Here is a 5,145-nt window from a genome sequence, read left to right as displayed (position 1 = left end):
GGGGCACCGCGCAGCAACGCCGGTACGCCCTTGCGGAAGAAGCGCAGACCCGGACCGAACAGCACGAGGGTGGCAAGTGCGAACTGGATAGTCCAGCTCGTCTGCTCACCCAGGACCCCCATCACCCAATGGTGCATGGCGGAAACGAGGTGAGAGCCCATCTCGAGGACAAAGACCGGCAAGGTGAGGATGGCTGCAATGAGCAAAGCGCGCCGCAGCTCCCCTGCCTCGCTCTCACGACGCTCGGTGTCCTGATCGCCCGCAGTCGCCGTTTCGGCGGACAAGCGGCGGGATTTGTAACCCGCCTGTTCGACCGCCGCTTCAAGGTCGGCCGTGGAGACGACCCCGGCAAGGTGACGCACCCGCGCGCGCTCGGTCGCCAGGTTGACATTGGCTTCAAGCACGCCCGGGATTCTTGCGAGCGCCCTCTCAACTCGGCCCACACACGACGCGCAGGTCATGTCCTCGATCGCGAGCTCAGTGGTCTCATCGCGAACGGTGTAGCCGGCGCTTTCGATGGCGCGGACAGCCGCCTGCGGATCGGCCAAGCCGGCGAAGGTGATGTCAGCGCGCTCGGTGGCGAGATTGACCGCCGCCGTCTGCACGCCGGGGACCTCTTTCAGCGCGCGCTCGACACGGCCGACACATGATGCACACGTCATGCCTTCGACCGGCAGGCTCAGGCGAGTCACCGAGGACATGGTTCGATTGGCGCCTAGCTGGGCAATGGAAGTCATTTAATTCCCCTTGAACGTTTCTGGCGAAGAGAAGTTTCGAGCTTCCTACGATAGGAAGGTCAAGGCCAATGGGTGATTTTTTTCGCTACGCGCAAGTTCGAGATGCCGCCGCCCAGCGCCTTGTAGATGCTGACAACGGCAAGTCGCTGGTGGGTGCGAGCGACCGCCAGCGCCTGCCTGCTGCGACCGCGTGCGCATGGAAGGGGACGTGCCGCAGGAGCATCCCGGCGCCTTACGCCTCCGCAATCCTTCGCCGCTTCGCCGGTAGACGGCCTCCGCGGCGGGTGCTGTCAGCGTTGCACAGCAACTGTGTGCATGCCGCTTTAGGCGATCCCCGCGTCTGAAAGGCAGCACGGTCGGCAGCGGCGTCTGGCAGGCAGGATCCGGGCTCAGCACACTTCGGCGCTGTGCCGCGTGATCGCATGACTCTTCCCGGCCCCACGGGTCTGAACCCCTTATGGAAGCCGGTGGCATCGTCTCCCTGCTGCCACCATGACGGCAACAGCTCCCGGACTTCCGGGCGCCGGAAACGATCGTCGATCAGGTACACCACGCCGCGGTCGTCCGGGGTGCGGATGACCCGTCCGGCGGCTTGCACCACCTTCCGCAGGCCAGGGTACAGATACGCATAGTCATAGCCGGAGCCGAAGGTCTCCTGCATGCGCCGCCTGATGGCCTCGTTGACCGGATTGACCTGCGGCAGGCCCAGCGTGGCAATGAAGGCACCGATGAGCCGGGTGCCCGGAAGGTCGATCCCTTCTCCGAACGCGCCGCCGAGCACAGCGAAACCGACGCCGCGGCCATCGACCTTGAACCGGTCCAGGAACGCCGCCCGCTCCAGCTCGCGCTGACCTCGCCATTGCGTCCACTGCGGAACGAGCGGGTACATGGATGCGAAGGCTTCCGCAGCGCGCTCCAGGTAGTCGAAGCTGCTGAAGAAGGCCAGGTAGTTTCCGGGTTGCCGCGCGTACTGCGCCGCCATCAGATGCGCCACGGGTTGCAGCGACGTGTTCCGGTCGGCGAAGCGAGTCGAGATGGAGTGCACGACCCGAACCGCCAGCTGCGAAGCGTGGAAGGGGGCCTGCACCTCCAGCCAGGCGGCATCCTGGGGCAGCCCGAGCATGTCTGCATAGAAGTGCTGCGGGGCCAGCGTCGCCGAGAACATGACGGTCGCCGCAGCGGCGGCGTAGCGCGGTCGCAGGAATGACGCCGGAACGACGTTGCGCAGGCAGAGCGTGGCAAGGCGGGCGCCACGACCGCCGGTTGCCGGCACGAGCGTGGCGTCGAACATCGAATGGGCAGCGAACGACTCGGCCAGGCGCCGGAAGTGCAAGGCGTCCAAGTAGAAGCGAAGCAGCTCGGCATCGAGCTCCGCTGGCGTCGCGGCCTGCAGATCGCCGACTGCGGCCGTGAACTCGGCCAGGCACGAGACAAGGCGCTCCGGGACGGCATCGATCGTCACGTAGGGGGCGGTCTGCCCTTTGCAGACGGCGGCCCAGGCGCGCACGAGACGACCCAGCTGGCCCTTCAGTGCGGATGGGGCGCCTCGGCGTATCGAACGCAGCTTCGATCCGCAAAGCTCGCCGCTGTACATGGCGCGTGCGCGATCGACCAGGTTGTGCGCCTCGTCGACAAGATGAGCGACCTTCCAGCCGTTGGCGAGTGTCAGCAGGTGCAGCGCCGCGGTGCTGTCGAAGACGTAGTTGTAATCGGCGATGACGACGTCGGACCAGCGCACCAGCTCCTGCGTCAGGTAGTACGGGCAGACGCGGTGCTGGCGGGCGACGTTGCCGATGGCTTCCCGATCCAGCTCGGCGCCTGCGTCGACAGCCGCCTGGCGCGCTCCCGGCAGGCGGTCGTAGAACCCACGCGCGAGCGGGCAGGACTCGCCATGACAGGCCTTGTCCGGGTGCTCGCAGGACTTCTCGCGCGAGACCAGCTCGATGACGCGCAGAGGCAGCCCCGGATCGGCGCGACGCAGGGCCGCCACCGCTTCCCATGCGAGGCGGTGGCCGGAGCCCTTCGCGGTCAGGAAGAAGATCTTGTCCAGGCCCTCGGTCGCGCAGGCCTTGAGCAGCGGGAACAGGGTGGCGACGGTCTTGCCGATCCCCGTCGGTGCCTGCGCGACCAGGCATCGACGAAGCCGCGCCGCCCTGAAGGCGTTCTCGGCGAGGTTTCGCTGGCCCGGCCGGTAGGTGTCGTACGGAAAGCGCAGGGCGGCGAGCGCTGCGTCGCGGCGCTGCCGTTGCGCAAGCTCCTGCAGACCCCACGCCAGGAACGACTCGCACAGCGACTCGAAGAACTGCTGCAGCGCCGCTGCGCTGCAGAGCTCCTCGAGAGAAGTCTCCTCCTGACGCGAGATCTCGAAGTAGACGAGCGAGACTCTCAGTTCGGCCAGGCCGAGTTGCGCGCACAGAAGGGCGCCGTACACCTTGGCCTGCGCCCAGTGCAGGGCCCGGTGGTTGGCCGGCACGCGGTCGAGCTGGCCGCGGTAGGTCTTGACCTCTTCGAGCAGGCCCTCCGACTCGGTGAAGCCGTCGGCCCTGCCGCGCACCGACAGTTGCTTGTACTCGCCGGCGACCCGCACCTCGCTGCGCCGCGAGGACGCTCGACGAGCGGCGACGATCTTGTGTCCGGCGATGCCTTCCTGCGCTGACGGCGATGGCGTGAAGCGATGGTCGAGGTCACCCGTCTTCGCAGCGAACTCGCACAGCTCGCGCACGGCGACACGGTAGCGCCGCTCCGCGGCTCGCTCTTCGCTCACGGCGTCAGGCCGACGTGCAGACGCTCCAGGGCCGGTGTCGTCGGCAGCCCGATCCATCGTCGGGACTGTACGTCCATACAGTCAAGGTTGCAACCCGTGGGCGCTCAGGGCCGGGGCTCGTACAAGGTCGCGCTCCGCGCCACCGGCATGGGGCACGGACGCAAGCGGAGGCCGCGCGATCGGCCGCACGCTTTCGTAGGCACGCGCGGCCCGGAGCACGAGCGCGTCGCCGAACATCGGGCCGACCAGCTGCAGGCCGATGGGCAGCCCCGCCCGGGTCAGGCCGCACGGGATCGTGCAGGCGGGCTGCTGCGTCAGGTTGAAGGGGTAGCTGAACGGCGTCCAGCCGAGCATCGCCCGCGGATCCATCGGCGCGTGGCCGGCGGGCCGCGCGTCGAACGCGGGCACCGCGACGGCCGGCGTGGCGAGCAGGTCGAAGCGCTGCATGAACTGGCGCATGTGCGCGCCGAGCGCGCCGCGGCGCTGCCCCAGGCGGTGCACGTCGATGGCGCTCCAGGCGGCGCCGAGCTCGGCCTCGGCCCGGAAGTCCGGGTCGGCGAGCTCCTGCTGCTGCGGCGTGAGGCCGGCCCAGATGGCATGGGCGCCGGCGAACCACCATCCCGTCATGATCTCGAGCGGATCGTCGAACCCGGGGTCGACCGCCTCGACGTGGGCGCCGAGCGCCTCGAGGTCGGCGACGGCCGCGGCGACCGCGGACGCGACCTCCGCGTCGACGGTGGCGTAGCCGAGGGTCGGCGAGAACGCGATGGAGAGGCCCCGCACGCCGTCGCCGAGACCAACCCGGTAGTCGCTCGCATCCGGCGGCAGCGACGTCCAGTCGCGTGCGTCCGGTCGCTTCAGCACGTTCATCATCAGCGCCGCGTCGGCGACGCTCATCGTGTGCGGCCCGAGGTGGGCGACCGTCCCCATCGGCGACAGCGGATACGCCGGGATGCGGCCGAAGCTCGGCTTCAGGCCGAAGTTTCCGCAGAACGCCGCCGGGATGCGGACGCTGCCGGCGCCGTCGGTGCCGACCGAGAGCGGCCCCATCCCCGCGGCGACGGCGGCGGCGGTCCCGCCCGACGACCCGCCCGGCGTCTTCGCCGGGTCCCAGGGGTTGCGGGTGATGCCGGTGAGCGGCGAGTTCGTCTCGCCCTTGCAGCCGAACTCGGGCGTCGTCGTCTTGCCGAGGATGACCGCGCCGGCTTCGCGCAGCCGCGCCGTCGCAGGCGCGTCGACGTCCCACGGCCCGGCCGGATCGACGGTGCGCGAGCCGCGCAGCGTCGGCCAGCCAGCGGCGAGGATCAGGTCCTTGATCGAGACCGGAACGCCGTCGAGCTCGCCGCACGGTGCGCGCTTCCTCCAGCGCGACTCGCTGACCCGCGCCGACGAGAGCGCCTCGTCGCCGGCCACGTGGCAGAACGCGTTCAGCACCGGATTCAGGCGCGCGATGCGGTCGAGCACTGCGCGCGTCGCCTCGACCGGCGACGCGTCGCCCGTCCGGTACAGGGCGAGCAGGGTCAGGGCGCTGCAGTCGGCGAGGTCGGTGGGGTGGTCCATGGCGGTTCTCCGCAGCGAGGGCTGTTGCGATCATTGTGGGAGACGGCGTCCCCGTCCTGCCCCAGCCCACGCGACCCACAATGA

The 5,145-nt window shown here is 69.4% G+C and carries 3 protein-coding genes; all 3 read right to left on the bottom strand.

All coding sequences use genetic code 11. The annotated features are described in order from the left end of the window. Window positions 1-737: heavy-metal-associated domain-containing protein (locus AC30N0_RS10080; RefSeq protein ID WP_489517787.1), on the bottom strand; the 737-nt coding region annotated here is incomplete at its 3' end. Window positions 738-969: 232 nt separating this feature from the next. Next, complete coding sequence (locus AC30N0_RS10075; RefSeq protein ID WP_489517786.1) at window positions 970-3,558, bottom strand: ATP-dependent DNA helicase; 2,589 nt, start codon at window positions 3,556-3,558, stop codon at window positions 970-972. A 24-nt stretch (window positions 3,559-3,582) separates the two neighbouring features. Beyond that, window positions 3,583-5,061, bottom strand: coding sequence for an amidase (locus AC30N0_RS10070; protein WP_489517785.1), 1,479 nt, complete (start codon window positions 5,059-5,061; stop codon window positions 3,583-3,585). Window positions 5,062-5,145: the final 84 nt, after the last annotated feature.

The sequence above is a fragment of the Rhizobacter sp. genome (assembly GCF_031412495.1).
Lineage (GTDB): Bacteria > Pseudomonadota > Gammaproteobacteria > Burkholderiales > Burkholderiaceae_C > Schlegelella_A.
This window is presented reverse-complemented; position numbering and strand designations above follow the sequence as displayed.